The organism is Streptomyces sp. NPDC004266, from assembly GCF_042874095.1.
Classification (GTDB): domain Bacteria; phylum Actinomycetota; class Actinomycetes; order Streptomycetales; family Streptomycetaceae; genus Streptomyces.
The window spans coordinates 58,726-84,722 of record NZ_JBIAMM010000001.1 but is presented as its reverse complement, the minus strand read 5'-3'; the positions used below and the strand labels follow the sequence as shown (position 1 = coordinate 84,722).

At 73.9% G+C, this 25,997-nt stretch carries 17 protein-coding genes and 1 tRNA gene; 10 read left to right on the top strand and 8 right to left on the bottom strand.

What is annotated here, in order from left to right; translation table 11 throughout:
- Positions 1 to 146: 146 nt before the first annotated feature.
- The 4 genes from ACFYUZ_RS00340 to ACFYUZ_RS00325 all read left to right on the top strand — a co-directional run bounded on the left by ACFYUZ_RS00340 (position 147) and on the right by ACFYUZ_RS00325 (position 8,101).
- Complete coding sequence (locus ACFYUZ_RS00340; RefSeq protein ID WP_389304943.1) at positions 147 to 3,509, top strand: FtsX-like permease family protein; 3,363 nt, start codon at positions 147 to 149, stop codon at positions 3,507 to 3,509.
- Between the two features lie 167 nt (positions 3,510 to 3,676).
- Positions 3,677 to 6,472 carry an FtsX-like permease family protein gene (locus tag ACFYUZ_RS00335; protein ID WP_389306233.1) on the top strand — a complete coding sequence of 932 codons (2,796 nt, stop codon included), beginning with the start codon at positions 3,677 to 3,679 and terminating at the stop codon, positions 6,470 to 6,472.
- Positions 6,469 to 7,428 (top strand): ABC transporter ATP-binding protein, encoded by a 960-nt coding sequence (locus tag ACFYUZ_RS00330; protein WP_389304942.1) that lies wholly within the window; start codon positions 6,469 to 6,471, stop codon positions 7,426 to 7,428. Before ACFYUZ_RS00335 ends, ACFYUZ_RS00330 begins: the two co-directional genes overlap by 4 nt.
- A gap of 73 nt (positions 7,429 to 7,501) precedes the next feature.
- Complete coding sequence (locus ACFYUZ_RS00325) at positions 7,502 to 8,101, top strand: hypothetical protein (RefSeq protein ID WP_389304940.1); 600 nt, start codon at positions 7,502 to 7,504, stop codon at positions 8,099 to 8,101.
- Here ACFYUZ_RS00325 and ACFYUZ_RS00320 read toward each other — a convergent pair.
- The 8 genes from ACFYUZ_RS00320 to ACFYUZ_RS00285 form a co-directional block, all read right to left on the bottom strand.
- Complete coding sequence (locus tag ACFYUZ_RS00320) at positions 8,091 to 8,480, bottom strand: GNAT family N-acetyltransferase (protein ID WP_389304938.1); 390 nt, start codon at positions 8,478 to 8,480, stop codon at positions 8,091 to 8,093. The genes ACFYUZ_RS00325 and ACFYUZ_RS00320 overlap by 11 nt on opposite strands.
- Positions 8,477 to 9,136: a hypothetical protein gene (locus tag ACFYUZ_RS00315; protein ID WP_389304937.1), complete on the bottom strand. Its 660-nt coding sequence runs from the start codon at positions 9,134 to 9,136 to the stop codon at positions 8,477 to 8,479. Before ACFYUZ_RS00315 ends, ACFYUZ_RS00320 begins: the two co-directional genes overlap by 4 nt.
- The gene (locus tag ACFYUZ_RS00310) at positions 9,133 to 9,558 is read right to left on the bottom strand and encodes a thioesterase family protein (RefSeq protein ID WP_123452396.1); all 426 of its coding nucleotides are present in this window, start codon (positions 9,556 to 9,558) and stop codon (positions 9,133 to 9,135) included. The genes ACFYUZ_RS00315 and ACFYUZ_RS00310 overlap by 4 nt, the downstream gene beginning before the upstream one ends.
- A 7-nt stretch (positions 9,559 to 9,565) precedes the next feature.
- Positions 9,566 to 11,230, bottom strand: coding sequence for an energy-dependent translational throttle protein EttA (gene ettA, locus ACFYUZ_RS00305; RefSeq protein ID WP_389304935.1), 1,665 nt, complete (start codon positions 11,228 to 11,230; stop codon positions 9,566 to 9,568).
- Between the two features lie 618 nt (positions 11,231 to 11,848).
- Entirely contained in the window at positions 11,849 to 13,282 is a 1,434-nt protein-coding gene (locus tag ACFYUZ_RS00300; protein ID WP_389304933.1) for an LAETG motif-containing sortase-dependent surface protein, read from the bottom strand.
- 225 nt (positions 13,283 to 13,507) lie between these two features.
- Positions 13,508 to 13,957: a single-stranded DNA-binding protein gene (locus ACFYUZ_RS00295; protein ID WP_389304931.1), complete on the bottom strand. Its 450-nt coding sequence runs from the start codon at positions 13,955 to 13,957 to the stop codon at positions 13,508 to 13,510.
- Positions 13,958 to 14,135: 178 nt separating this feature from the next.
- Positions 14,136 to 15,941, bottom strand: a complete 1,806-nt coding sequence (locus ACFYUZ_RS00290; RefSeq protein WP_389304929.1) for a GTP-binding protein — start codon at positions 15,939 to 15,941, stop codon at positions 14,136 to 14,138.
- Between the two features lies 1 nt (position 15,942).
- A complete protein-coding gene (locus ACFYUZ_RS00285; protein WP_389306232.1) occupies positions 15,943 to 17,574 on the bottom strand; it encodes a dynamin family protein in 1,632 nt (543 codons plus the stop codon).
- 302 nt (positions 17,575 to 17,876) lie between these two features.
- On the opposite strand from ACFYUZ_RS00285, the gene ACFYUZ_RS00280 reads away from it, so the two are divergent.
- The 6 genes from ACFYUZ_RS00280 to ACFYUZ_RS00255 all read left to right on the top strand — a co-directional run bounded on the left by ACFYUZ_RS00280 (position 17,877) and on the right by ACFYUZ_RS00255 (position 25,984).
- Positions 17,877 to 17,949 (top strand) — tRNA-Arg (locus ACFYUZ_RS00280).
- A 259-nt stretch (positions 17,950 to 18,208) separates the two neighbouring features.
- Positions 18,209 to 20,065, top strand: coding sequence for a TerD family protein (locus tag ACFYUZ_RS00275; protein WP_389304927.1), 1,857 nt, complete (start codon positions 18,209 to 18,211; stop codon positions 20,063 to 20,065).
- 396 nt (positions 20,066 to 20,461) lie between these two features.
- Positions 20,462 to 21,097 (top strand): hypothetical protein, encoded by a 636-nt coding sequence (locus tag ACFYUZ_RS00270; RefSeq protein WP_389304926.1) that lies wholly within the window; start codon positions 20,462 to 20,464, stop codon positions 21,095 to 21,097.
- Positions 21,098 to 21,380: 283 nt separating this feature from the next.
- The gene (locus tag ACFYUZ_RS00265) at positions 21,381 to 22,991 is read left to right on the top strand and encodes a phospholipase A2 (RefSeq protein ID WP_389304925.1); all 1,611 of its coding nucleotides are present in this window, start codon (positions 21,381 to 21,383) and stop codon (positions 22,989 to 22,991) included.
- A gap of 206 nt (positions 22,992 to 23,197) precedes the next feature.
- Positions 23,198 to 25,582 (top strand): proprotein convertase P-domain-containing protein, encoded by a 2,385-nt coding sequence (locus ACFYUZ_RS00260; RefSeq protein WP_389304923.1) that lies wholly within the window; start codon positions 23,198 to 23,200, stop codon positions 25,580 to 25,582.
- Positions 25,583 to 25,828: 246 nt separating this feature from the next.
- A complete protein-coding gene (locus tag ACFYUZ_RS00255) occupies positions 25,829 to 25,984 on the top strand; it encodes a hypothetical protein (protein WP_389304921.1) in 156 nt (51 codons plus the stop codon).
- Positions 25,985 to 25,997: the final 13 nt, after the last annotated feature.

The following is a 25,997-nucleotide window of genomic DNA, read 5'->3' as shown; positions in this document are numbered from 1 at the left end:
AGAAGCCGACGCACGGACTGAAACGTTCCGGACACGCAACGCCGAATAACGGTCACGATCCCATCAAGGTCCGCGTGGAAGCGGTTACCAGTGACGCGTGCCCTCTGAAAGCATCCGAGGAAACTTCAGCGGGTCCAGGGGGATGGGTGACGGGGTTCGTATTTCTGCGCGTCAGGGCGCACCGACTGCTGCTCACCGCCGCACTGCTCGCCGTGCTCCTGACGACCTCGGTGCTCGCCACCCTCTCCGCCTTCTCCGGTGCGATCGGGGACGCCGCGCTCCAGGCCGGGCTGCGCGGCCGGTCCGCCGCCGCCGCCTCGCTGCTCGTGAGGGGGCAGGTGCCGGACGCGAAACGGGCCAGTGCCGAGGCCGCCGTCGAGGACGGGATGCGGAAGACCTTCGACGGGCTCCCGGTGACCGTGCGACGGCTCGAACGCTCGGGGTCGTACGCGCTGCCCCGCTCCCTCCAGCCGCCCGCCGCCCGCGAGGGCGACCCCGACCTGACGGACTTCGCCGCGCTCGACCGCTCCCGGCTCTCACTCGTCAAGGGCTCCTGGCCCTCGTCCGCCCGGGCCGGCGGCGTCGTCGAGACGGCGCTTCCCGAAGAGGCCGCCCGGCGGCTCAGGATCGGCCCCGGCACCGTGCTCGACCTCACCGACCGTCTCCAGGACCGGAAGGTGAGGGCCCGGATCACCGGCCTCTACCGGCCCGTCGACACCGCCGACCTGTACTGGCAGCTGGACCCGGCGGGCGGCCGCGGCGTGCGGACCGTCGCCTTCACCACGTACGGTCCGCTGCTCGCCGACCCTGCCCTCCTCCGCTCCGGGACGCTGAGCTCCGGCGACACCTCCTGGCTCGGCTCGGCCGACTTCACCGGCTTCACCACGGACCGGATGGACGCCCTGCGCACCACGGCGACCGAGGGCCCGAAGGCGCTGGCCGCCGCCACAGACGCGTTCGGCACGACGGTCTCCGCGTCGACCGCGCTCCCGACCGTCCTGGACCAGACCCGGCGGGCCCTGCTCGTCTCCCGCTCCACCCTCCTGATCGTCGCCGTGCAGCTGGTGCTGCTCGCCGCGTACGCGCTGCTGCTCGTCGCCCGGCTGCTCAGCACCGAGCGCTCCGGCGAGACGGCCCTGCTGCGGGCCCGCGGCGGTTCGCGGCGCCGGATCGCCGGGCTCGCCGCCGCCGAGGCCCTGCTGCTCGCCCTGCCCGCGGCGCTCGCCGCGCCCCTCCTGGCCGGCCCGCTGACCCGGGTCTTCGCCGAGCGGTCGGAGCTCTCCTCCCTCGGCGTGCACCTCGACACCTCGCCCTCGCTCCAGGTGTGGCTGGTCGCCGCCCTGGTCGCCCTGTGCTGCGCCGCGGCCGTCGTGGCCCCCGCGCTCGCCGCCGGGGACGGCTCCGTCGTCTCCCTGCGCAAGGCCCGCTCGGCCGCGCTGCCCGGCCCGGTGCGCGCCGGGGCGGACCTCGGCCTCCTCGCCGTCGCCGCCGTCGCGTACTGGCAGCTCCAGCGGCCGGCCGCCGCGGGCGGCACCCTCGGCGCGGACGGGACCGGCGGCGGCTCCGTCGACCCGGTGCTCGTCGCCGCGCCCGCCCTCGCCCTGCTCGCCGGCACCGTCCTGACGCTGCGTCTGCTGCCGCCCGCCGCCAAGCTGGCCGAGCGGCGCGCGGCCGGCGGCCGCGGGCTCTCCGCCGCCCTCGCCGGCTGGCAGTTCAGCCGCCGGCCGCTGCGCGGCGCGGGCCCCGTCCTCCTCCTCGTCCTCGCCGTGGCGATGGGCATGCTGGCCATCGGGCAGAGCGGCTCGTGGGAGCGCTCGCAGCGCGACCAGGCCGACTTCCGCGTCGGCACGGACATCCGGGTGCTGAGCGCGGGCCCCGGCGAGCCGACGCAGACCGAGCGGCTCGCCGCCGTCCCGGGCGTCGAGGCCGTGGCCCCGGTGCACCGCGCCTCCATGGACGTGTCCGGGAGGAACGCCACCGTCCTCGCCGTCGACACCCGCAACGCCGGCGGGCTGCTGCTGCGCCCCGACCTCTCCGACGTGCCCGTCCCGTCCCTGCTGGCCCCGCTGACCCCGAAGCCCGTCGGCGACCGCGGTCTCCCGCTGCCCGCCGGGACCCGCACGCTCGCCCTCGACCTGCGGACCTCCGCGCCCTCCGGCACGCCCGAAGCACGGGTCACGGCCGTCCTGGAGGACCCGAGCGGCGTCCCGTACCGGCAGGCCGTGGGCCCGCTGCCCTCCGACGACCGCACCCACCGGCTGAGCCTCGACCTGGGCGCGCTGACCGCCGCGCCCGGCACCGACGGCGCCCGCGGCTCCGGCGGCCGCCTCACCCTCGTCGGCCTGGAGCTCACCGGCCCCGTCGCCGACGGCGCGGACCAGACGCAGGTCCTGCACGTCGAACGCTTCACCACCACCGGGGCCGACGGCGGCACGAGGGCCCACGCCCCCGCGCAGGTCCTCGCCCCCTGGGCCTCCGCCTTCGAGCTGGCCGACGGCAACCACGGGACGACCGAGGGCGTCGCGAGCGGACGGGCCGGCGCCGCCGGACCCGCCGGAGGCCCGGCTCCGTACGCCGTCTCGTTCCCGGTCACCGGTACGACCGTCGAGAACTCCCGCTCCGGGCCCATGGAGTTCACCCTGCGGCTGGACGCCCCCGCCCCGAAGGCCCCGGACCACCTCTCGGCCGTGGCCACCGAGGGCTTCATGGCGGCGAGCGGCGCCGAGCCCGGCGACCTCGTCGAGGTCGACTTCGACGGCCGGCAGATCGACGCCACCGTCGACCGGGTGGTCGAGGAACTGCCCACCACCGGCCCCGGCGCCCGGACCGGCTCGGCCGCCGGCGGCGTCGCCACCCCCGAGGACGGCGGCGCGGTCCTCCTCGACCTGGCCGAGGTCAACCAGTACCTCGCGGCCTCCACCGGCGGGACCGTCACCCTGCCGCCCGACGAATGGTGGCTGACCGTCGCCCCCGGCCGCGCGGACGCGGTCGCCAAGGCCCTGCGCGCCCGCGCCGACGCGGACCCCGCCCAGGTCCTCGTGCGCGACGAGGTCGCCGCCGAACTCCTCGGCGACCCGCTCGGCGCGGGCCCCAACGCCGCCCTGATGGCGGTCGCCGCGGCCGCCGCCGCCCTCGCCGCCGTCGGCTTCGGCGTCGGCTCGGCCGGCGCGATGCGGGAACGGTCCGCCGAATTCGGCGTGCTGCGGGCGCTCGGCGCGCCGCAGCGCAAGCTCGCCCGGCTGATCGCCGCCGAACAGGGGCTGCTCATCGGCATCGGCCTGCTCGTCGGCATCGGGCTCGGCACCGTCCTCGCCCGGACCGTCGTCCCGCTCGTCGTCCTCACCGGCCAGGCCGCCCGGCCCGTCCCGCCGGTCCTCGTCGAACTGCCCCTCGGCCAGGTGGCCCTGCTGCTCGCCGGCGTCGCCGCGCTGCCGCTGGCCATCGTCGCCGCGATCGCCCTGCGCCGCACCGACCCGGTCGTGACCCTGCGCCACCAGGGGGAGAACTGATGGCGCCGACCGATCCGCACGGGGACCGCGGCGACGAGCGCCACGACAGCGCCCGCACCGGCCTGCCCGGCCGGGGCCAGGGCCCCGACGAGGACAGGGACGGCACCCACACGCCCGGCCGGGGCCAGGCCCCCGACACGCCCGCCGTACGCAGGAAGGCCCCCGACATGCCCCGGTCCCGGTCGTCCCGGTCCGACAAGCCCGCCCGCCCGGTGGCGCCCTGGGTGCGGACCCGGCTGCGGACCGCGCCCTGGGCCGCCACCGCCCTCGCCCTGCTCGTCCTGGTCACCGGCTACCTCGCGGCCGCCCTGCCGCGTGCCGTCGACCGGTACGAGACGGAGGGCCTCCGGCACGACATCCGGACCGCCGCCCCCCGCAACTCCGTCCTCGAACTGACCTCGCCGATCCCCGTCGAGGAGCGCGGCCCGGGCCTCGCCCCGGACGTCCTCCAGGGGCAGAGCGACGAGGTGCGGGGCCTGTTCCCCGCGCCGATCCTCATCGACCCCGAGCAGACCGTCCACGGGGTCCGCACGGTCAAGCGGGTGCCGGGCTCCGACCCGTGGCTGCCGAAGCCCGACGGGATTCCCCCCGAGTTCGTGCTCTCCTCCCCGTCCGGCCTCACCGAGCACGCGACGCTGCGGCAGGGCCGTCTGCCCGCGGGCACGGCCGCCGCCCCCGAGGCCGCCGTCACCGCGAAGACCGCCGCGTCCCTGCGCCTGAAGCCCGGCTCCGTCGTCCACGTGCCGGACGAGCTCGGCACGGCACCGGTCGCCGTGACGATCACCGGCATCGTCGAGCCCCGCGCCCCCGAATCCCCCTACTGGGCGGTCGAGCCGCTGCTCCGCACCCCGGCGCTCGCCCCGCTGGTCGGCGACGAGGTGAAGTACTACTGGCAGGCGGCGCTGCTCCTCTCCCCCGCCTCCGCGCCCGCCGCGCTCTCCACCACGAACGACGTGGAGGTCTTCTTCCGGTTCATGCCGGAGGCCGGCCACCTCACCGGGCGGGACACCGACCGGCTCGACGCCGCGCTCGACTCGGCGACCGGCGGCCCCGACCTGGTCAGGATGCGCAAGGCCGTCAAGGGCAACGCCAACCTCACCACCCAGCTCGACGCGATCGTCGACTCGTACCGCTCGATGCGCGCGGCCATCGACCCGGTCGTCGCCGTCGCCGTCTTCGGGATCGGCGCGGTCGCCGCGGTCGTCCTCGCGATGACCGGCGGCCTCTTCGTCGCCCGCCGCGACGGCGAACTCTCGCTGCTCCGCTCCCGCGGCGCCTCCCTCACCGGCATCGGCCTGCGGCTGCTCGGCGAGACCTCGGCCGTCGCCGTACCGGCCGCCGCGCTCGCCCTCGGCCTCGCGGTGGCGACCGTCCGGGCGCCCGGCGGCGGCTCCGGCGGGATCCCCCTCGCCCCCTCCGTCCTCGCCACCGCGCTCGTCGCCCTGATCGCGATCCTCGTCCTGCCCGTGCGCGCGGTCGTCCTGCACCGCCGCCCGCGCCTGCACGGCGGCCGCGACGACCTGCTCACCGCCCGCCCCTCCCGGCGCCGCACGGTCCTCGAACTCACCCTGCTCGTCCTCGCCGTGGGCGCCGTCGCCTCGCTGCGGCTGCGCGGCACCGGCGACTCCGGCGACCATCTGGTGAGCGCCGCCCCGGTGCTCGTCGGCCTGATCGCCGCCATGGTCCTCGTACGCGTCTACCCGCTGCCGCTGCGGTGGCTGACCCGTCCCGCCCGCCGGCTGCGCGGGGCCGTCGGACCGCTCGCCCTGGCCCGGGCCGGACGCGCCCCGTCCTCCGGCGCCCTCCCGCTGCTGGCCCTCGTCCTCGCGCTGACCACGGCGGCCTTCGGCGGCTCCGTCCTCGCGGGCGTCGCCGACGCCCGCGACCGCGCGGCGCTCCTGGCCACCGGTGCGGACGCCCGGATCGGCGGCTCCGTCGAATGGACCCCGCTGCCCGCCGGGCTCACCGAGTCGGTGCGCGGTCTGAAGGGCGTACGGGACGTGGCGCCGGTGCAGATCGAGTACGGGGTATCCCTGCCGTCCTACCAGGGGACCGCCGCGCAGCCGATGAGCGCGCCGATCGTGGGCGTCGAGCCCGGCTCGTACACCCGGCTCGCGGACCGGACCGGCTTCGGGCCCTTCCCCGCCGGGCTGCTCGCCTCGACGGGCAGGGGCGGCGAGGACGCCGTCGCCGACACCGAGCGGGTGCTGCCCGCCATCGCCTCGCCCGCGGTCGCCGAACGGCTCGGCAAGGAGCCGATGGACATCATCGCGGCGGCCGGTGCCTTCCGGGTGAAGGTGGTCGCCGTCCGGGCGACCACCCCGGCCCTCGACGACGCCGACTTCCTCCTCGTCAACGGCGCCGACCTCACCCACCGCTCGGACACCCAGCTGCTCGTCACCGGTCCGGTGGACGGCGCCGCGCTGCGCGCCGCCGTGAAGGCGACGTCGGACTCCCTCGCCGTGAAGCTGCGGACCGAGGAGCGGGCCACGTACGTGGACTCGCCGCTCCAGTCGGGCGCCGAGCGGATCTACCTCGGCGCGATCGGCGCGGGCGCCGCCTTCGCCGTGGTCGCCGTGGTCCTCTCGCTGCTGCAGAACGCGCCGGAGCGGAACACGCTCCTCGCCCGGCTGCGGACCATGGGCCTCACCCGCGGGCAGGCGCGACGGCTGCTCGGCCTGGAGGCGCTGCCGCAGGCCGTCCTCGCGGCGCTCGGCGGCATCCTCGTCGGCTGGGCGACGGTGCCGCTGCTGGCCCCGGGCATCGACCTGTTCCGCCTGGCGCTCGCGGCGGCACCGGGCTTCGCCCCGCTGGACAGCGCCCCGCTGCGGGCGGACCCGTGGTCGCTGGTGCTGCCCGCCCTCGCCGTCGTCGTCCTGACGGGGCTCGCCGCGGTCGGACAGGCCTGGTGGGCGGGGCGCAGGAGCTCGATCAAGGAACTCAGGGCAGGAGACGCACGATGACGAAGACCGACACGGCCCCGTCCGGCACGACCCTGGAGGAGCTGGAGCGGCGGGCCACCGCGCACCGCGACCGGCCCTCGTACGGTCATGACGCGCTCATCGCCTGCGACCGGCTGGTCCGCATCTTCACCACGGACGGGGTGGAGGTGCAGGCGCTCCAGGGGCTCGACCTCCTCGTGAAGGAGGGCGAGCTGATGGCCCTGGTCGGCGCCTCGGGTTCCGGCAAGTCGACGCTGATGAACATCCTGGCGGGCCTGGACGTGCCGACCGCCGGCGCGGCCCGGGTCGCCGGCTGCGACCTGCTCGGGATGGACGGCAGGGCGCGGCTGCGCTACCGCCGCGAGGTCGTCGGCTTCGTCTGGCAGCAGACCGCCCGGAACCTCCTGCCGTATCTGACGGCCGCCCAGAACGTGGCGCTGCCCATGCAGTTGCGGGGCCGCTCGAAGCAGAAGGCGGAGCGGGCCGAGGAGCTCCTCGCCATGCTGGGCATCTCGGAGATCCGCGACCGCCGGCCGCACCAGCTCTCCGGCGGCCAGCAGCAGCGGGTCGCGATCGCGGTCGCGCTGGCCAACAACCCGGCCGTGCTCCTCGCCGACGAGCCCACCGGCGAGCTGGACTCGGCCACCGGAGAGCAGGTCTTCGCGGCCTTCCGCCGCGCCAACGAGGAGCTGGGCACGACGATCGTGATCGTCACCCACGACCAGGCGGTCGCCTCCGAGGTGCGCCGCACGGTCGCCATCCGCGACGGCCGCACCTCCTCGGAGGTGCTGCGCCGCACGGAGGTCGACGAGCAGGGCCAGGAGTCGCTGGTGGCACGGGAGTACGCGATGCTCGACCGCGCGGGCCGCCTCCAGCTCCCGGCGGAGTACACCCAGGCCCTCGGCATGGAGCACCGGGTGGCCCTGGAGCTGGAGCGGGACCACATCGGGGTGTGGCCGGACGACGCGGAGCGCTGACGAAACCGGCACCTCCCGCAGGGGCGTCCCCGTGAACGGATCCGACCGCCGAATCCGTTCACGGGGGTGCCCCATGCGCAAGGCCGTGTCGTACGCCGGGGCGCTGCTGGTGCCCGCCGTCGCCGGGACGCTCCTGTGGTGGTGGGCGGACCGGAGCCTGCGGAGCCCGCACGGCCTGCCCGCCGTGCTCGCCCTGGGAGGCGGCCTCCTGCTGACCGCCGCCGCGCTCCTGGCGCACAACGCGCTCTTCCGCGAGGGCGGCGGCGTCGCCGCGGCCGTCCTGATCCTGGCGGGCCTGACGGCGGTCTGGGTGGAGGCGCGGGACTCCGCGGTCCGCGGGGCGGTCGCCGACTGCGTGGTGGTGGGCGAGGTCCGGGTGACCCACCACCCGACCTTCGGCGAGGGCGCGCCGCCCGCCAAGACCCTGTACCACCACACGCTGGACTGCGTCGGCGGCCGTCCCACCGAGTTCTCGGCCGAGGAGCGGATCGCCGAGCCGGGCGGTCGGGTCCGGATCGCGTACGACCCCGACCACCGCATGGACCCGGTCCTCGCCCGCGACAACGAGCCCCACGGCTCCCCGGTGATCCCGGCGTCCCTGCTGGTGCTCTCGGCGGCGCTGTCGGTGCTCGCGATCGCGCGGGAGGGACGTGGGGAGGGACTCAGCCCGTGAGGTCCATCAGTCCCGCGGCGGTGGGCCGGAAGCCGCACCGCTCGTGGAAGGAGGCGAGGTGCGGCTCGTAGTCCACGTGCAGCCAGTGCGCGCCGCGCTCGCGGGCGGCCCCGGCGGCGGCCCGTACGAGGGTGACGCCGAGGCCCCGGCGGCGCTCGTCGGGGTGGACCGTGGTGTCGAGGAGGAAGGCGTGGACGCCGCCGTCGCCGACGACGTTCACGTATCCGACGAGCCGCCCGGCGCGGCGGGCGGTGACCCGGAGCAGGCTGCGGGCGAGGACGGGGCCGAAGTCGGTGTCCCGGTGCCCGGGCCAGGCGGCGTGGAAGAGGGCGTTGAGCTCGTCCCCGCCGAGAGGACCGTCGACCTGGATGTCGGTCACCGGGGGGTGAGCCCCATCGCGATCGGCACGGTGCGCAGCGCGACCGAGCCGTACGGGGTGCGCAGCCGCAGCCACGGTCCGGAGGCGAACAGGGCCGTCGGCGCCTCCCCCGGCGGCAGGAAGCCCAGCGACTGCGCGGCGTGCACGGCGCGCAGCGGCAGCCCGGTGGTGCCGAGGGTCCGGGACCAGATCTCGCGGCCGATGGCGTCGCGCTCGGCCCGGGTGCGCCGCTCCTCGGGCAGCTCCTCGTCCCGCGTGCGGAACTCGGCGACGGCTGCCGCGACGGCGCCCCGCAGCCCGGCGACGTCGGGGAGGCCGGGGACGGGCTCCCAGCCGCCGCGCGGCGGGAGGACCCCGGTCCACGGCGGGCCGGTCACGGAGTCCGGGACGACCGCCTTGCCGGCCGACTCCTCGATGCCGTCGAGGAGTTCACCCGCGGAGACGGTGACGTCCAGGTCCACGGCGTCGACGAGGCGGGCCGTGCGGATCGCGAGCACCTCGAAGGACGGCGGCCGTCCGAAGACGGCCAGCGCCCCGCCGCCGGCCCGGAGGCGGACGGCGGCGGCCCGGTCGTAGTGGACGAGCCGGGTGAGGAAGGCGGCGAGGGCCGCCGCCTCCCGGGCGTCGGCGAAGTGCAGCGGAGCGAGCACGGTCATGCGGCCGACGACATCCCGTCGTCGACGTACTCCTGGAGGAACTCGCGCTCCTCGGCGGAGATCCGGCGCGGCCGCTGCGCCTCCAGGTCGAAGGGCACGACGACCGTCGAGGCCCGTACGTACGTGACGTCCGGATCCTTGATCTCGTACGCGATCGTCAGCGACGCCGCGCCTATCTTCGTGACCCACGACTCGATGGTCACCGGCTCGTGCCGGTGGACCAGCGGCCGTACGTAGTCGATCTCGTGCCGGGCCACGACGGACCCGCCGGAGAACGAGGGGGAACCGTCCCCCGGCGCCAGCCGGAACATGAAGTCGATCCGCGCCTCTTCCAGGTACCGCAGGAAGACGACGTTGTTGACGTGCCCGAAGGCGTCCATGTCCGACCAGCGCAGGGGACAGCTGTAGATGTGCCGAGCCATGAAGTGATCAGCCTCGGGTCAGCTTCTTGTACGTGGCGCGGTGCGGACGGGCCGCGTCCGGGCCGAGGCGCTCGATCTTGTTCTTCTCGTACGACTCGAAGTTGCCCTCGAACCAGAACCACTTCGAGTCGCCCTCGTACGCGAGGATGTGCGTGGCCACTCGGTCCAGGAACCAGCGGTCGTGGGAGATGACCACGGCCGCACCGGGGAACTCCAGGAGGGCGTTCTCCAGCGAGGACAGCGTCTCGACGTCGAGGTCGTTGGTCGGCTCGTCGAGGAGCAGCAGGTTGCCGCCCTGCTTGAGGGTGAGCGCGAGGTTCAGGCGGTTGCGCTCACCGCCGGAGAGCACGCCGGCCGGCTTCTGCTGGTCCGGGCCCTTGAAGCCGAACGCGGAGACGTAGGCGCGGGAGGGCATCTCGACGTGGCCGACGTTGATGTAGTCGAGCTCGTCGGAGACGACGGCCCACAGCGTCTTCTTCGGGTCGATGTTCTCGCGGCTCTGGTCGACGTACGAGATCTTGACGGTCTCGCCGACCTTGACGGAGCCGGAGTCCGGGGTCTCCAGACCCTGGAGCATCTTGAAGAGCGTGGTCTTGCCGGCGCCGTTCGGGCCGATGACGCCGACGATGCCGTTGCGGGGCAGGGTGAAGGAGAGGTCGTCGATGAGGACCTTGTCGCCGAAGGCCTTCGAGAGGTTCTCGACCTCGACGACGATGGAGCCCAGACGCGGGCCCGGCGGGATCTGGATCTCCTCGAAGTCCAGCTTCCGCATCTTGTCGGCCTCGGCCGCCATCTCCTCGTAGCGCGCGAGACGGGCCTTGGACTTGGCCTGACGCCCCTTGGCGTTCGACCGCACCCACTCGAGCTCTTCCTTGAGGCGCTTGGCCCGCTTGGCGTCCTTCTGGCCCTCGACCTTGAGGCGCTCGGACTTCTTCGTCAGGTAGGTCGAGTAGTTGCCCTCGTAGGGGTGGGCGCGACCGCGGTCGAGCTCCAGGATCCACTCGGCGACGTTGTCGAGGAAGTACCGGTCGTGGGTGATGGCCACGACGGTGCCCTTGTACTGGGCGAGGTGCTGCTCCAGCCAGTTCACCGACTCGGCGTCGAGGTGGTTGGTGGGCTCGTCGAGGAGCAGCAGGTCGGGGGCCTCCAGGAGGAGCTTGCAGAGCGCCACGCGGCGCTTCTCGCCACCGGAGAGGTTGTTCACCGGCCAGTCGCCGGGCGGGCAGCCGAGGGCGTCCATGGCCTGCTCCAGCTGGGCGTCGAGGTCCCAGGCGTTGGAGTGGTCCAGGTCGTCCTGGAGCTTGCCCATCTCCTCCATGAGCTCGTCGGTGTAGTTCGTCGCCATCTCCTCGGCGATCGCGTTGAACCGGTTGAGCTTGCCCTTGATCTCGGCGACGCCGTCCTCGACGTTCTCCAGGACGGTCTTGGACTCGTCGAGCTTGGGCTCCTGCATGAGGATGCCGACGGAGAAGCCGGGCGACAGGAACGCGTCACCGTTGGACGGCTGCTCAAGGCCGGCCATGATCTTCAGAACGGTGGACTTACCGGCACCGTTCGGGCCGACCACACCGATCTTCGCACCCGGCAGGAAGCTCAGCGTCACGTCATCCAGGATGACCTTGTCGCCGTGCGCCTTGCGCGCCTTGCGCATCGTGTAGATGTACTCAGCCAAGAGAAACCGTCCGGCAAAGAGTGAGTGGGCAGATACACCCCATCTTGCCTGACCGCCACCCCTGGGTGCGAACCAGTAGGTGGGGAGCCCCCCGCCCCGCGCCCCGGAGGCCTCCTGGTCCGTGCCCCGGGGCCTCCTGACCGGCGCCTCGGGGGCCTCCTGGCCGGCGCCTCTCCGGGTCAGCCGCGCGGCGATCCCCGCAGGCCCGGCGCGGGAGCCTCCGGGACCGGTTCCCGGGGGGGCGGGTCCGCTCGGCCCGGGCGGCGGTCGTGAGGCCCAGCCCCGCCCGGGTGGCGGGGAGGCGCACCACGAGGGTGAAGGAGAGGACGGCGGCGGTGTCGAAGAGGCCGTTGCGCGCACCCTGCTCACGAAACCGGCGGCGATCAGGCGTGCCTCGGACGTGCGACGACCCCGGACGCGGGTGCGGCCGGGGTCGTGCGGGGGTCACGGGGCGGGGTGCGCGCGGCGCGGATCGCTCCGCGGAGCCGACGGATCACTCCGCGGCGTCAGCGCCTCACCCCGTGGGGCCGGCGGATCGCTCCGCAGGCCGGCGGATCCGCTCCGCGGGGCCGGGCTTCGGCCCGGTGCCGGGCGTGGGCCCGGCACCGGGGCCTGGGCTCACTGGCCGGCGGTCTTCTTCTTGCGGAGGAAGAACACCGCGCCGCCGCCGACCACGACGAGCGCGGCGGCGATGCCGGCGATCATCGGGGTGGCGCTGGAGCTGCCGGTCTCGGCGAGGTCGCCGCCACCGGTCGTGGTGGTGCCGGTGGTGCCGGTGGTGTCACCGGTCGTGCCGCCCGTGGTCGACGGGGTGGAAGGCGTGGCCGAGGGGGTGGTGGAGGGGGTCTCCGACGGCTTCGGGCCGGGGGTGGCCGTCTTGCAGTCCAGGACGCCCTCGAAGGTCTCCTCGAAGCCGTTCGGGCCGGTGATCGTGAACTTGTACGCCTCGTCCTCGGCGAGCGGGACCGTGACGGTCTTCGTCTCACCGGCGCCGACGGTGTACGAGGTGCCCTTCAGGTCGAAGGTCCAGGCCTCGTCGCCCTTGTTGCCGGCGATGATCTCCAGGCCGCCCTTGACGCAGTCCTTGGCGACCGTGACGGACGGGACGGCACCCTTCTTGGCCCACGTGGCGGAGGCCTTGGCGGTGACGGTGGAGTCGCTGGAGCCGGCCAGGATCAGGGTCTGCGACGGGCCGTCGACGGAGACGAAGGCGCGGCCGAGCGAGACCTTGGTGGTGGCCTCGGCGGTCAGCTCGGCGGTGCCGTCGGCGGTGCCGGCCGGGACGTCGAAGTAGATCTGGTCGCCGTTCTTGGCCTCGGCGACCGGCTTGCCGTCCTTGTCGACGACCTTGATGCCGGCGGCGGCGCCCGGGGCGGCCGCGAGCTTGGCGGTGGCGTTGGTGGTGACGGTGATCGGGCCGAGCTTCTCGCCGGCCTTGCCCGCCACGGTGGCCGGGGAGAGGCTCAGGGAGGCCGTCGGCTCGTCGAGCTCGACCGCCTTCTCGAGCAGGTACTCCTTCAGCTTCTCCGCGTCCTCGTCCTTGGGCGTGGCGACGACGTTGTCAGAGAGGGTCCAGATGGCGGCCTGCGTACCGGCCGCGGCCTCCTGCTTGGAGAGGTCGACCCCCACGTTGCCGCCGAGGGTCTCGGCGGACAGCTTCGGGTAGGCGTGCTCCAGGATCCAGAGGATCTTGCCCGCGTTGCCGTTGTTGTGCAGGGAGGACTCGTCCCAGCCGACTTCCTTGTAGTTGAAGTCGCGCTTGGCCGGGGTGCGGAGGTCGATGCAGTAGGTGAAGAGGCTTCCCCCGCCGTCCACCTCCATCTTGAAGAGACCACCGTTGACGGACCACTTGGTGCCGTTCTTCTCGGTGATCTCGACGGCGCCCGCGTCCTCCGTCATGCCGCCGAACTTCGCCATGGCGCCACCGACGCCCGGGGCGTTGTCATCGGCCAGGGCCGGACCGGCGGTCGCTATCGCGCCGGTCGCGACGAGGCCGGACACCAGGATCGTGGCGGCGAGGCGGGCAACGCCACGCCCACGAACTGAAAACATTGGATTCCCCTCCGGGCGAGACGCTCCGCGAACTTGGTCGATTCGCGTGGGGGGAGCGCACGCCAGCAAGACTCACAGACTCGATGGGCTCACGTGCCACATGAGTATCCGGGAATCCTAGGGACGCGAAACCCCCCGGTGCCCTGTCGTACGGTCAGATAACCATTCCGACTCGGAATCGTTATCAGCAACGCAAGTTGGTCGACAAATCCCCACAACACAAGGTCAGGACGCGGTTACCAATGGGGGTGTCACGGCCGCCCCCTCCTCCGCGGCCACCGTCCACGGGTCCTGCTCCGGCTGCGGTTTGGGCTCCGCACGGGCGGCGCGCCGGAAGGCGGCCGTCCCCCTGCTCAGGTCGTGCCCCACGGCCACCGCCTCCACGTCCACGAAGGTCTTGCGCTGTCCGTCGCGCTCCTCCTCACGGACCTTCAACCGCCCGTGCACGACGAGCGGTTCTCCCACGGAGACCGAGGCGGCGAGGTTGGCGCCGAGCGAGCGCCAGGCCGACACCGTGTAGAAGCTGGTGTTCCCGTCGGACCAGAGCCCCCGCTCCCGGTCCCAGCGGCGCGCGGTCACCGCGAACCGGAAGCGGGCCACTCCGCCCGCCACCGTGTCCCGGTACTCCACCGCCGTCGCCACGTTCCCGACGAGCGTCACGGTCGTGTCGTTCATGGTTCCGCCCCCCACTCTCCCGGTGCCCTGCTGCGTGGACACCCCGTGGGCACCATGCTGGGGCGGCCGGGCGCGCCCCGCTCGGGCCTGTGGACGACCACGCGCCTGGGGAAGATCCCCTCACCCGGGAGGGGGAACCGCCCCACCGGCCGCCCACCTCGCCCGCGCCGCCGAGGGCCTACCTCACCCGCGCCCCCGCCCTCGTGGCGCCCAGCCGGCTCGGGCCGGAGCGCCCGCCGCCGACGACGATCCGGGACGCCGGCGGCCGCGAGCCCACCACCGACGCGTACTGCTCACGCACCTCCCGGTAGCGCATCAGCTCCGCCGCCACCGGGTCGAGGACCCGGGCCCGGCCGCAGGCGGCCGCCGCCTCCCGCAGGCGGCGTTCGGCCTCCTGCCCGTACCGGCGGGCCGGGCCCTTCACGGCGCCCTCGCAGGCCCATTCGACGAGCGGGCCGCCGATGATCCCGCCGAGCATCACGAGGACCGGCGGCAGCAGGCCCGGCTCGACGACGCCCACGATCTGCCCCACCAGCCACAGCGCGCCGAAGATCTGCAGGAGCGTCATCACCGCCTGGGCGAGGACGGCCGCGGGCCACCAGGCGGGCCGGGGCGGCCGGGCGGCCGGGTCCCCCATGGAGACCGTCAGCTCGTCCAGGGCCTCCGGCAGCCCCTCGGCGCCGCGCACCGCCGCCTCGCGCACCGCCTGGGCCCAGGGCACCGGGAGGCCCCGCGAGGCCTCGTCCGCGACGATCCGTACGGCCTGCTCGACGCGCTGGCGGGCCGTCAGCTCGTCCTCGACGGGGACTTCGAGGCGGGGGTCGGTGGAGCCGTGCGCGCGCATCCGCTCGTACCAGCGGTAGAGCCGCAGCCAGGGGGTGCCGCAGGCGCGGATGGCGCCCCGGCGCCAGACCCGCTCGGCGGCCTCGCCCGCGGCCTGGGCGCCGACGGCGACGGCGAGCCGGTCCGTGAAGGCGTCCCGGGCCCGTTCGTCGAGGCCGGCCCGCCCTTCGGCGACGTACGCCTGGCGCAGCCGGGCCGCGGCGGCGTCGATGTCGGCGGCGATGCGACGCTCGGGAGCGGTGCGTTCCTGGACGAACCGGGCGACGGCCTCGCGCAGTTCGGGGACGCCCTCGCCGGTCAGGGCGGAGACGGCGAGGACGGTCGCGCCGGGTTCCCCGTGCTCGCCGAGCGCCACGCCGTCCTCGTCGAGGAGGCGGCGCAGGTCGTCGAGGACGAGGTCGGCCGCCTCGGTGCCGAGCCGGTCGATCTGGTTGAGGACGACGAAGGTGACCTCCGCGTGCCCGGCGAGGGGCCGCAGGTAGCGCTCGTGGAGGGCCGCGTCGGCGTACTTCTCCGGGTCGACGACCCAGATCACGGCGTCGACGAGGCCGAGGACCCGGTCGACCTGGTCGCGGTGGGCGGTGACGGCGGAGTCGTGGTCGGGCAGGTCGACGAGGACGAGCCCCTGGAGCTCGGTGTCGCCGGCGCCGCCCGCGAGGGGGCGGCGGCGCAGCCTGCTGGGGACCGCGAGCCGGTCGAGGAGTCCGGCGGAGCCCTCGGACCAGCTGAGCGCGATGGGCGCGGAGGTGGTGGGGCGGCGCAGTCCGGTCTCGGAGACGGGCACGCCGGCGAGGGCGTTGAAGAGCGTGGACTTCCCGCTGCCGGTGGCCCCGGCGACGGCGATCACGGTGTGCCGGGAGGAGAGCCGCTGGCGGGCGGCGGCCTCGTCGAGGACGCGGCCGGCCTCGGCGAGGGCCTCGCTGTCGACCCGGGTGCGGGAGAGGCCGACGAGCTCGTGGAGGGCGTCGAGACGGCGGCGCAGCGGCCCGCCGTAGCTGCCGCCGAGGGGCGGCAGGGCGTCCTCCTCCTGCGGCTTCGCCGGCACCCTCTCCTCCGCGACAGCGGCCTTCTCGGCGGCGCGCCGCGCGATCAGCCCGTCGTCCCAGCGCGCACGGCCGCGCTCCCGGTCGTCGTCCACCACGTCACTTCTCCTTCTGCAGTACGGAGAGCGCGGCGATCAGCTCCGCCTGCGGCTCGGGGGTCACGTCGAGCGCGTCGAGGGGGGCGAGGCGGCGGTCGCGCTCGGCGTGCAGGACGCGGTCGACGTACGAGAGGACGAGTTCGCCGCCCTTGTCGCGCAGCCGCAGGGCGGTCTGGGCGCCGAGGAGTTCGGCGAGGCGGTCGCCGGCGGCGCGGGCGCGGCGGCCGCCGAGGAGGGAGGCGGCGAGGAGCGCGGCGACGGTGTCGGGTTCGGGGACGGTGCCGGAGGAGCGGGAGCCGGAGAGGCGGGCGCCCGAGGGGCGGTCGACGCCCCGCACCTCCTCCTCGGCCAGCTCCTCTAGCTCGCGGCGCCAGCGGCGCGCCTCCACGCCGATCCGCTCGGCCGCCTCCCGGTCCGCGCCGCCCCGCGGCGGGCCGAGGGGCTGGGAGGCGGGTTCGCGGCGCCAGGTGTCCCGGACGTGCTCCTCGGCCGCGGAGACCGCGCAGTGGAGGAGGGCGGCGAGGGACTCGGTGAGGGCGTCCAGGAGCTCCTCTGAGGTGCTGTCGCGGGGGTAGGCGCGCCAGCGGGTGCGGGCGTCGCCGGCGAGGACGGCGCCGCGGCCGAGCTCCTTGCGCACCCGCTTGCCCTGCTCGCGGTACGCGGCCTCGACGACGCCGCCGAGGCGGACGGCGGCGGCGTACTGGGCGGCGACCGCTCCGGCCAGCTCGGGCAGCCGGGTGTCGAGGGAGTCGATGACACCGGAGGCGGTCCGGTCGGCGGCCTGCTGGCGGGCGGCCGGGTCCTGGGCGCGGTGGGCGAGCCAGCCGCGCAGCTCGGCGACGGCGCTCTCGGGCAGCAGCCCGCTGCCGCCGCACGCGGACTCGGGCAGCTCGGGGATGGTGAACCGGGGCACGTGGCCGAGGCCGGCCTTGGTGAGCAGCGCCCCGTACTGCCGGGAGACCTCGCCGATGACCTGGTGGGGGACGCGGTCGAGGACGGTGACGAGGGTGGCGTCGTACTCCTTGGCGGTGCGGAGCAGGTGCCAGGGCACGGCGTCGGCGTACCGCGAGGCGGTGGTGACCATGACCCAGACGTCGGCGGCGCAGATCAACTCGGCGGCGAGGAGCCGGTTCTCGACGACGAGGGAGTCGATGTCGGGCGCGTCGAGCAGGGCGAGCCCCCGGGGCACCGAGGCGGCCGTCTCGACGCGCAGCGCGTTCTCCTCGGGGGCGGGTTCGTCGACGGGGTGGTCCTCGTCGGCCTGGGGCAGCCAGACGCGGGTCAGCTGCGGGAGGACCCGCATGCCGGCGAACCAGTGGTGGTCCTCGGGGTGGCAGACGAGGACGGGTGTGCGGGTGGTGGGTCTGAGCACTCCCGCCTCGCTGACGCGGCGCCCGACAAGGGAGTTGACGAGGGTGGACTTGCCGGCTCCGGTGGATCCCCCGACGACCGCGAGGAGCGGGGCGTCGGGGTCCTTCAGGCGGGGCACCAGGTAGTCGTCGAGCTGGGCGAGCAGCTCGGTCCGGGTCTGGCGGGCGCGGGGCGTGTCGGGGAGGGGCAGTGGGAGACGCACGGCGGCGACTCGGTCGCGCAGGGCGGAGAGTGCGTCGATCAGCTGAGGCCGTTCGTCCAAGGTCACCACATGCGAAGAATGCCCAATTTATGAGTGTTTTTGAAGCGTATGAGGACCCTGCGCGCCGAAGATGAAGGGTGGCGACCGGGAGGCCGGGCATAACGAGTGCACAACACCCGCTCCCAGCGACGTGAAAAGCGCTGCGCGAATCGCACCTGCCTGCGATTATCGGTTCGCTTCACCGAACCTCCACATCGTGCCACGCAGGTGAAGCAACCGGGCCAAGGCGATCGGAGCCCTATCCTTGTCCCGGCAGGCACACCCCACCCACCAGGGGCTCCTGGCCACACGGTCACCACCCGGCCCCCGTAGCTCAGTGGATAGAGCAGGTGCCTTCTAAGCACTTGGCCGCAGGTTCGAGTCCTGCCGGGGGCGCAAGATCGGGACCCTCCTTCGGGAGGGTCCTTTCTGCTGGTCAGGGGTGGTTTTCGGTCGGGCGCCGGGGTGCCCGGGAGAAGCCCCTGGACGGCTTGATCCGTCCGGCCGGAACCGGCTGAAACCGGCCGTGGCACCTCCGGCGGCCGTTCCGCCCGAAAAAGGCCCGGAATTCCGGCACGGTCTCCCGGTGGGGCCGAGGGGGACAAATCGGCATTCGGGTTGAAGCCGCATTCGCGTCCGGATCATCCTTGCTGCCATGTCCCACGCCTCCGCGCTCGACGTGTCGCACCTGCCCGACTACGCGTACGACTGGGCTCTGGTCGACGTCGAGACCTCGGGGCTGATCGCGCGACGCGACCGGATCCTCTCGATCGCCGTGCTGACCTTCGGCCCGGACGGAGCCCTGACCGGCGAGTACTCCACCCTGCTGAACCCGGGCTGCGACCCCGGGCCCGTGCACATCCACGGCCTGACCGCGGAACGGCTGAGCGGCGCCCCGGCCTTCGAGCAGGTGGCCGGGCGGATCGGGGCACTCCTGCAGGACCGCGTCATGGTGGCCCACAACGCGCAGTTCGACTACGACTTCCTGGCCCATGAGTTCGCGCGCGCCCGGCTCCACCTCCCCGTCACCCAGCGCCTGTGCACCCTCGCCCTGAACCGGCGCGTGGAACCGCCCGTCACCGACCTCAGCCTGGCGTCGCTGGCCGCTCACTACGGCGTGCCGCAGACCAGTGCGCATGACGCGCTGGACGACACGCGCGTCCTCGCGGGGATCTTCCGTTCCTCCCTCTCCGAGGCCGCCCGGCTGGACATCCCGCTGCCGCTGGTGCCCTGCCCTCCCCGACAGGATCCGCGGTTCGCGCCGAATCCGCCGAAGACCCCGTGCGCCTATCGGAACCCGGGCCGTCCGGCGCCCGGTGGTCCGCTCGTCCAGGGCATGAAGATCGCCTTCACGGGCGAGACCGCGACTCCCCGGGCCGAGCTGGTGGCCCGAGCCGTCGCCGCCGGCCTGAACATCATGTCGTCGGTCAGCCGGCACACCAGCGTCCTTGTCACCGACGACGCGGCTTCGGGCTCGGCCAAGGCGCGGCGCGCGATCGCGGAAGGGGTCCCGGTCGTCGACGAGCACACCTTCCTCAAGCTGCTGGGAGAGGTGCGCCCCGGAACGCCGCACGAGAACCAGGCCCCGAAGAAGGCCCCGGAAGCGACGCCCCCTGCCGCTCCGCCCACGACGCCGACGCCGTCCCCCACCCCGACCACGGCCGTCCCGGACGGGCCGGCGCCCGGGCGGCCCGGGTCCACGCGTCCCGCCGGGCCGTTCAGCCGCCGGCGAGTCCTCGTTCTGGGCGGCACCCACGAGGAGGCGTCCGCAGCCCGGGCCAGGGTCGTCGAACTGGGCGGGGCCGCCGCGATCAACCTCTCGGCGAGCGTCACCGACATCGTCCTCCTCCCCGGAGGGGAACTCGACCGCCGCATGACCCGCGTCACCGCCTTGGGACTTCCGATCCACGCCCCCACCTGGCTCGGAGCCCCCACGCCCGGGACGCCCGAGCCGGCCGACGTCCCCGCCCGGGAGGGCGCGACCACCGAGGTCCTGCCCCGCGGCGGAGTCATCGATCTCCCCGCGCTCCCCCTCGCCGGTCACTGGCATGTGAGTGCCTCCTGGGCACAGCAGACGAACTGCGAGATCGACGTCGTCGCCTTCGTCCTCGACGAGGACGAGCAGGTCTCCTGCGACGGGGACTTCGTCTTCTACGGCGCGCCGGAAAGTCCCGACGGATCGACCCGTCTCCTCTGCGACGGCCCGACCGAGCAGACCATCGCCGTCGACCTCGCGGCACTGCCTCCCGCCGCCCACAGGATCGTGATCGCCGCCGCCGTCGACGGATCCGCCGCCTTCGGCGACATCGGGGCCGTCCGGATCGCCCTCGCACCGGGTGTCGACGCTCCGGCCACGGCCCAGGCCACGCTGGACGCCGCCACCAGCGAACGCACCCTGCTCCTCGCCGAGATCTACCGCCGGGGCCCGCTGTGGCGCTTCCGCGCCGTCGGCCAGGGCTACGACCACGGCCTGGAGACCCTCGTGCGCGGATACGGCGTCGACGTGGAGTGACCCTCGCTTCGTGCGAGGAGCTTCGTGCGAGGAGCCGGGATGCCAGGAGGACCGACGTGCCCGGATGAAACCGGCCGGCAGTCACTCGTCACCGCCCTCCGCCCTCCGCCCTCCGCCCAGGAACAGCCCGTACGTTCGGGCCGAGCTCGAGCGTCTCCCCGAAGGTGCGGGGCACGCGGTCGGCAGCCGTGCGTGGGGGAAGGCCAGGGGGCGGACGGCGAGGGGAACGCCGTGACGGCCTGGGCGTGGACGTCGGCGGGGGTGTGGACCCACGGGCGCTGTTCCTCGCGTGGTTCGCTGAAGTCCGGTCGTTTCTCATCGGGTTGAGTGCCTGCCCCCGCCCGTGTGAGTACGCGTACTCACGCGCAAGGGGCGGCTTGATCAGAGGCTGTGCACATGAGACGAATCCTTTCCTCGACCAGCACGTTCGCCCGTTCCTCGCACCGGCCTCGGCTCACCCTGGCCATGACGGCTCTCGCCGTGCTGGCGCTCGGTGCGTGCGGCACCGTGAAGACGACCGTCGGCGGAGAGCAGGCCGTGCGCGCGGAGGCCGTGGGAAGCCGGCCGTCTGCTCCGACCCTCGCGGAGGTCCAGGAGCACATCGAGCAGTCGTGCCCCCCTCCGGGCGCCCCGCCCGTGGCGCCGCCGAGCCCGTCGGCGGCACCGCCCGGCGCGGAGCCGCCGGTCGACGCGGTCGCACCGATCGCGCCCACGGCGGGACCGGAAGTGGAGCTGAACGGGCGTGACTGGTGCGCGAGCAACCTTCACGAGGAGCGCATCGCCGGAGCTCTCTGGAAGCTGACGGCCCCCACCCCCGCGAAGGTCAGGACGATCCTGAACGACCTCGGCTACGCGGACGAGCGCATCCACGACCTGAAGCAGTCCGGTGCGACCACGCGGTTCTTCCTCGACCTGCGCGAGAAGGGCGGGCGGCTCTGCCTGGAGGGCTCGGCAGCCGGCGAGGCGACCGTCGTCGACAAGTGCGTGGCCCCCGCGACCGGCCCGTTCACGCCTGGAGGTCGCGCTCGGTGACCGCCGGCTCGGCTTGACCGGCCGTACGAGCGCAGGGCCGTGCAGCGGGTCGGCGCGGGGCGGCAGGGCACCGTGCGAGGGGCGTCCGCGGGCGTCACCGTACGGGCAACCGGGTGCCATCGGAGCGGCATCAGCCGGGGCGATGGCGGAGGCATAACGGATCGAAGGGGCGGGTTCCTAGGTTTCTCGTCGCCGGCCGAGAACGACCGGTTCGAACAGGCGAGACAGGGGCCGGCCTCAGGGGCCCGGACCGCATGCCGCCGGTGACCCGAAGGAACCGAACGTGCGCAGAATCGCGCTTCCCGCAGTGGCGGCAGTGTCACTGGCACTGCTGCTCCCACAGTCGGCCGTCGCCGAGGACCTCCCCTCCCCGGCGCTGGACACCGGTGAGACCCAGCTGATCGGCCCGGGCATGTACCAGTCGTCCGACGACAGCTTCCAGATATCCGAGAACGACGTGGCGTACGGTCTGATGAGCCGTACCCACACGGTGGACGGAACCGGGCCGGGCGTCGCCCAGGCCCAGGACGCCCCGGCCACCCGCGCCGACCTCGGGGTGTTCGGTCCCAGCTGGGAGGCCGAGTTCGTCGGCGGCCAGCTGAACCGCAAGCTGGTCCTCGGCTCCGGTTCGATCACCACCACCGACCTGGACACCGCCGAGTCCGTCCGCTACGACCTGACCGACTCGGTGGCCGGCGCCAACGGCGGCAGCATCAACACCTACAAGGCGTCCGACGGTTCCACGCTGGTGGAGAACGTGCAGTGGGACGACCTCGCGGGCGTGCTGAAGACCACGGTCACGGAGACGCTCAACGTCGACCTGACCCAGGTCGCCTCCGGTGACGACGTGCCGGTGGACTCCGTCGGCAACCCGATCCCCGCCGCCTCGCTCAAGCCGTCCTACACCTGGAAGCAGGTCGGCGGCAGCGGCGACAACTGGCGGGTGACGGCGGTCGGCAACACCGCCTACAAGCAGACGACGGTCACCTACGACAGCGCCGGCCGCGTCTCCACCGTCAAGGACCCGGCGCGTGCCTACGTCCCCGCGCAGACGGTGAAGGTCAACTACGCGAGCGCCACCACGGCCTCCGGCCAGACCCTCGGCGACGTCGCGGGCCAGGTCAAGGACATCACCGTCACCGTCGGCCAGACCGTGCAGACCCTCGCCCGCTACTCGTACGACGGTTCCGGCCTGCTCCGCAAGGTCGTCGACCCGGCGGCGGGCAGCCAGCTCAACGCCTACAGCTACGACGCCTCGGACCGGGTGGTCGCCGCCTCCGCCGAGGACGGCGCGTCCTGGCAGCTGACCTACTCCGGTGACGCGGCCGCCCCGCAGGCGGTGGAGACCACCGGCATCCGCCCCGAGGCCGGCGGCACCGTCCAGGGCGCCCCCAGCCTGGCCCAGGCGGAGGGCGTCGCCCCGGCCTCCGAGGACTTCGCCGGCGGTGAGATCACCTCCGCCCAGGCCTACCCGAGCTACTGCTCCCGGCCCGAGACGTGGATGTGGTACCAGTACAGCGGCTGCGCGACCAAGGTCGCCCACTACGGCTGGCACAACCCGAGCTGGAAGAAGACCCCGACCGGCGCCTGGGTGATGGGCATCTTCGAGGACCACTGCACCGACTCCTCCGACAAGCCCGGCGGCTGGGACTTCCGTACCGCCTGTGACTCGCACGACTACGGCTACGGCACCATCGGCAACAGCTACAAGGGCTACCGGTACTACCTGGACCGCAACAAGGGCATCGCGACCGACGTCGCGTTCTACAACATGCTCTACTACAACACCTGCCCGGCGTACTTCTGGAAGAGCGCCTGCCGCTCCACCGCGTACTCGTACTACCTCGGCGTCTTCTACTTCGGCAGCCCGAAGAACGGCGCCAACGCCACCTGACAGGGAACGCGTTCGCAGGGGAACCGGACAGCTGAGCGACCGCCGGCCGCTGTCCGGTCCCCGCCGCGGGGCCTGCTCACACGGCCCCCGCCCCCTTGAACTTCCGGCCCTGGACCCGCGGGCCCCAGAAGCGAGTCACCCCCCTCCCCCTCCCCCTTTTACCGCCGCGGCACCGCCCGCTCGGTGCCTACTCCCTGGAGCCTGTCGTGAAGAGATCTGCTGTGGCCGTCGCGATGGCCTCGGGCCTGCTGCTCGGCGCACTGCCGGCGGGCCTGGTGCCCCTGGTCGGGGTGGCCCCGGCCGCCGCCGACGAGGTCCCGGTGGATCCGGCGCTGGAGACCGGGACCGCGGGCGGCGGCACGGTCCGGGTGAACGTGGTGACCCAGACCCGCTCCGACGTGGCCACGGCCGCCGCGGCGGGCGAGACCGAAGTGTCGTACGAGCGGCTGCCGATGGTCACCCTGACGGTGGACCAGGCGGGACTGACCGCCCTCCGCTCCAACCCTGACGTGGTGAGCGTGACGGAGGACGTCCCGGTCGCCCCGATGCTGGACGAGTCGACGGTCCGCATCGGCGCCGACAAGGCCTTCGCCGCCGGTGCCACCGGGGCGGGCACGGCGGTCGCGGTGATCGACACCGGTGTCGCGAAGAACCACCCCTTCCTGGGCGGCCGGGTGACGGCCGAGGCCTGCTTCTCGGTGAACGACGAGAGTTACGGCGCGACCAGCCTCTGTCCGAACGGCGAGGCCTCCCAGGAGGGCGCCGGCAGCGCCGATGCCGACGCCGGCAGCTGCGCGGAACTGGGCGCGGCCTGCTCGCACGGCACCCACGTGGCGGGCATAGCCGCCGGCAACGGAACCGGTCTGAGCGGCGCCCCCAAGCGCGGCGTGGCCCCGGGCGCGAACATCGTGGCGATGCAGGTGTTCTCCCGCTTCGACTCCGACGACTACTGCGGCGCGGGCAACAGCCCCTGCGTGCTGAGCTTCACCAGCTCGCAGATCAAGGCGCTGGAGAAGGTGTACGCGCTGAAGCAGTCCGGCATGGACATCGTCGCGGCGAACATGTCGCTGGGCGCGGGCCGTTGGACCACGGCCTGCGACACCGACCCCCGCAAGTCCGTGATCGACAGCCTGTACTCGGTGGGCGTGGCGACGGTCGTCGCCGCCGGCAACAACGGGTACGGCGACGCGGTCAACGCCCCCGGCTGCGTCCCGTCGGCGGTGACGGTCGGCGCCACGACCGACGACGACCAGGTGGCCTCGTTCAGCAACCGCGGCCCGCTGCTGGACCTGATGGCCCCCGGCACGTCCGTGGTGTCCTCGGTCCCGGGCGGCGGCTACGCGGCGAAGAACGGCACCTCGATGGCGGCCCCGCACGTGACGGGCGCCCTGGCGCTGCTGCGCCAGAAGTACCCGACGGAGGGCATCGCGAACCTGGTGGCGAAGCTGGGCACCACCGGCACGCCGATCACGTACACCGGGGCCGTCACCCCCCGGATCGACGTCGGCAAGGCAGTCGTCGGGACGGTCGCCCCGGAGCCGGCGCCGGCCGCCCGGCCGCGTCCTTCCCAGGTCTTCGACGACACCGACCGGACCATCCCGGACCCGGGCACCCTGGAGGCCCCGCTGACCGTCACCGGGGTTCCGGGCAACGCTCCCAAGGCGCTCCGGGTCGAGCTGGAGGGCCGCCACGACTGGCGCGGCGACCTCAAGATCGACCTGGTGGCCCCCGACGGGCGGCTGTACCGCCTGAAGTCCACCTCCGGCACGGAGACGGGCGGCGCGCTCGGCGGCTTCACCGTCGACGCCTCCGCCTCCCCGGCCTCCGGCACCTGGAAGCTGCAGATCACGGACGCCTCCGCCGGCGGCAAGGGCACCCTCCTCGGCTGGTCGCTGAACTTCCCCACCCCCTTCGCCATGACCGGCAACCTCAGTGTCCCGGACGGCGGTTCGGTCACCTCCGACCTCACGGTGGACGGCATCGGCGGCAAGGCCCCGGCCGCCCTCCAGGTCGCGGTGGACATCACCCACGAGTGGCGCGGCGACGTCCGGATCGACCTGCTCTCCCCCGACGGCCGGACCTACCCGCTGCGTACGACCTCCACCGCCGCCACCGAGAACGGCGGGGTGCTCCGCGAGACCTACCGGGTGGATGCCTCCGCCTCCCCGGCGGACGGCAAGTGGACGCTGAAGGTCTCCGACCCGTACACCGGCTCCGTCGGCACTCTCAACGCCTGGTCGATGACGTTCCCCGCGTACGAGGTGCAGACCCCGCACGCGGTCCCGGACCCGGGCACCGTCGAGGTCCCGGTCACCGTCACCGGCATCGCGGGCAACGCGCCGAAGAACCTCCAGGTGTACCTGCACGCCACCCACACCTGGCGCGGTGACCTGGACGTCCACCTGGTCGCCCCGGACGGCAAGGTGTACCTGGTCAAGGACTCGGTGGAGGAAGAGGGCAACGGCGTGATCCAGCAGGTCTACACGGTGGACGCCTCCGCCTCCCCGGCGAGCGGGGTGTGGAGGCTCCGGGTTGAGGACATCTCGGCCGGCTCCTCCGGGACGCTCGACCACTGGACCCTGAAGTTCTGACCCGTCCTGCCCGGACCGCTCCGGACCGCTCCGAACCGCTCCCGAATGCGCGGCCCCCGGCTTCCCCCGCCGGGGGCCGCGCCCTTTTCCGCAGGTCGGAGGGGGGAGAAGGGAAAGGGATAACGGGCCGATAAGGACTCGAAGTCCCGTTCTCCTAACGTCTGTCGATGTCAGAGCGAGTCGCCCGGGGAACGGACCGGCAAGGGGCCGGGGTCCGGTGGGCGAGGGGTGAGAGGGAGCGGGGACATGGAGAACGGACGTCTGGTCAAGGCGGTTGTGGCGGTCGCGGCGGTCATCACGGGTGTCGCGCTGGCAGCCGGTACCGCGGTGGCCGGTGGGACGACGGTGACGGCTGCGGCGGGCGGGACGACGACGGTCGTGCAGACCGAGCCCTGGGACTGAGCGGCGGCCCGGG

Bases quoted from the DNA above. Each gene is read 5' to 3' on its own strand.
- ACFYUZ_RS00335 (WP_389306233.1), top strand. From the start codon at position 3,677: ATGCCCCGGTCCCGGTCGTCCCGGTCCGACAAGCCCGCCCGCCCGGTG.
- ACFYUZ_RS00330 (WP_389304942.1), top strand. From the start codon at position 6,469: ATGACGAAGACCGACACGGCCCCGTCCGGCACGACCCTGGAGGAGCTG.
- ACFYUZ_RS00325 (WP_389304940.1), top strand. From the start codon at position 7,502: ATGCGCAAGGCCGTGTCGTACGCCGGGGCGCTGCTGGTGCCCGCCGTC.
- ACFYUZ_RS00315 (WP_389304937.1), bottom strand. From the start codon at position 9,136: ATGACCGTGCTCGCTCCGCTGCACTTCGCCGACGCCCGGGAGGCGGCG.
- ACFYUZ_RS00310 (WP_123452396.1), bottom strand. From the start codon at position 9,558: ATGGCTCGGCACATCTACAGCTGTCCCCTGCGCTGGTCGGACATGGAC.
- ACFYUZ_RS00300 (WP_389304933.1), bottom strand. From the start codon at position 13,282: ATGTTTTCAGTTCGTGGGCGTGGCGTTGCCCGCCTCGCCGCCACGATC.
- ACFYUZ_RS00295 (WP_389304931.1), bottom strand. From the start codon at position 13,957: ATGAACGACACGACCGTGACGCTCGTCGGGAACGTGGCGACGGCGGTG.
- ACFYUZ_RS00275 (WP_389304927.1), top strand. From the start codon at position 18,209: ATGTCCCACGCCTCCGCGCTCGACGTGTCGCACCTGCCCGACTACGCG.
- ACFYUZ_RS00270 (WP_389304926.1), top strand. From the start codon at position 20,462: ATGAGACGAATCCTTTCCTCGACCAGCACGTTCGCCCGTTCCTCGCAC.
- ACFYUZ_RS00255 (WP_389304921.1), top strand. From the start codon at position 25,829: ATGGAGAACGGACGTCTGGTCAAGGCGGTTGTGGCGGTCGCGGCGGTC.